This window comes from Oceanobacillus bengalensis, assembly GCF_003628445.1.
Classification (GTDB): Bacteria; Bacillota; Bacilli; order Bacillales; family Amphibacillaceae; genus Oceanobacillus; species Oceanobacillus bengalensis.
On sequence record NZ_RBZO01000075.1, the window covers coordinates 1 to 1,938 of the forward strand.

The 1,938-nt window shown below is 35.6% G+C and carries 4 protein-coding genes; all 4 read left to right on the forward strand.

All coding sequences use genetic code 11. The annotated features are described in order from the left end of the window. The first annotated feature begins 332 nt into the window (after positions 1 to 332). Positions 333 to 551, forward strand: a complete 219-nt coding sequence (locus D8M05_RS19930; protein ID WP_121134865.1) for a hypothetical protein — start codon at positions 333 to 335, stop codon at positions 549 to 551. Positions 552 to 744: 193 nt separating this feature from the next. Next, positions 745 to 921 (forward strand): hypothetical protein, encoded by a 177-nt coding sequence (locus D8M05_RS20370; RefSeq protein ID WP_183072879.1) that lies wholly within the window; start codon positions 745 to 747, stop codon positions 919 to 921. An 11-nt stretch (positions 922 to 932) separates the two neighbouring features. After that, on the forward strand, positions 933 to 1,067 hold the full coding sequence (locus tag D8M05_RS20820) for a hypothetical protein (protein WP_281271946.1): 135 nt from the start codon (positions 933 to 935) through the stop codon (positions 1,065 to 1,067). Positions 1,068 to 1,142: 75 nt separating this feature from the next. Further along, entirely contained in the window at positions 1,143 to 1,931 is a 789-nt protein-coding gene (locus D8M05_RS19935; protein WP_121134867.1) for a rolling circle replication-associated protein, read from the forward strand. Positions 1,932 to 1,938 lie beyond the last annotated feature (7 nt).

The window sequence follows — 1,938 nt, forward strand, 5'->3', positions numbered from 1 at the left end:
GAACAGATTATAAAACAATATGAATTGGACACAAAAAAAGAAGTATTCACCAACCACTACGAAAGTGAATACCTCGGTACGATTACATATAAAGAGTACAATCTAAAACGCTAATAGCATTATAGCATGATATAACATCAAATCAAACACGATATAGCAATCTATGTTGGCGTATCGGATACGGATTGCTAGGACAAGGGGGCACTGCTCTGCAGGGGGTTCCCTGGCCTGGCAACCGTACCGACACGCCTATTTAATTTGCATAAAAGTCTTGAATTGGTGTCTATACTGTGCTAATGTGGATATAAATTGATACATAAGGAGTTGTTAAAATGGCTCAAATGGTAAGAGTTAATACTCGTATTTCAAGTACCGTTAATGATTGGTTAGACAAGCAGTCAAAAGAAACTGGCACACCAAAAAGCACAATAGTGATGTTAGCAATAGAAAATTATTATCAGCAAAAAGAGGCTATGAAAAGCATGTCAAACATGGGTGCAATAATGGAAAAGCTAGAAATGATAGAAAAACAGCTGCCTAGTGGAAAGTGATCCTAGACCGAGCGAAGCGGTGCCTTGATACTGGGAGGTATCCTTTGGTAAGCTGTCCCGTTAGGGTGGTGGGGAGTGCATTTCTCCCCAACAAGGCTTACGGGTTTCAAAGGGTACAGGGCCCCGGTGTCAAGGTCGGGATAGGTTCACTTGTAACGGTGGCTAAAGAATAAAAACTAGGAGGTTAGTAATCATGTACGAAATTTCAAGCCATAAGCAAGGTAAGGATTATCATGTGGAGTTTAAAACACCATTCGAAAGGCGTTATCATGTATTTATGACATATGAAGCATATAAGGAGTATGTAAGTAATTTAATGTGGCATTTACAGTTGAATAAAAAGGATTATATAACAGATTTGGAAATGTAGGAGGTTGAAAAATGGAGCATGTGATTGATAGTCTTAGAAGATGGATAGATGTATTCGAGGATAATAAGCCAGAAGATATAGATCGGAAAGCTATTGAATGCATTGAGGACGCTATAAAAGAGTTGAATAAATATTATAAGGGATAGCTCTCTCTTAATAACTTGATTGTAGCACATAGTTAGCAGAAAAATAATAGAAGGCGGAAAAAGTAGGGGGCGAAAATGCTGGAAAATCCACCAAAAAAGTATCGAAAAATCATAGTTACAAATCATGTAATTGAAATTTATGAGTATGAAAAAATGCCTGTTGTTGGTGATTTTAAAAGCAAGGATGATTTTGACCCTTTTGACTATGAAAATACGAAACTAGAACCTAAAGAAGATAGAACGTTACATAGACGGAAACAAACTGTAAGAGACGCTAGAAATACAACTAGAAGGTTAGCTTTGATGAACTTCGAATCAGGTGATAAATTTTTGACTTTGACGTTTGATCCAAAAAGATTTACTGAAGAACAATTGAGAGATGTTTCATATACGGACAAGCTATTTAAAAAGTTTGTTATGAGATTCAATTATAAGTTTGATACAAAGCTAAAATACATAGCTGTAAGAGAGTTTCATAAGTCTGGAAGGATTCATTACCATATGATATGTGATTGGAAGAAAAACCTGTTGTATGAGGATGAAATAAGAGAGAATGAAAGATTGCTAGGAGAAAAGATTTGGAAGCATGGATTTGTTGATATAAAGCAATTAGACCACGTTGACAACGTAGGGGCATATATAATCAAATACATGACTAAAAACGTCGCTATTGAGTTCTTTAAGGGTAAAAAGATATACCTTTGTTCAAAAGGCTTAGAAAGACCGTTAGAATATAAAGATTATGAAGCGGAACAGATTATAAAACAATATGAATTGGACACAAAAAAAGAAGTATTCACCAACCACTACGAAAGTGAATACCTCGGTACGATTACATATAAAGAGTACAATCTAAAACGCTAATAGCATT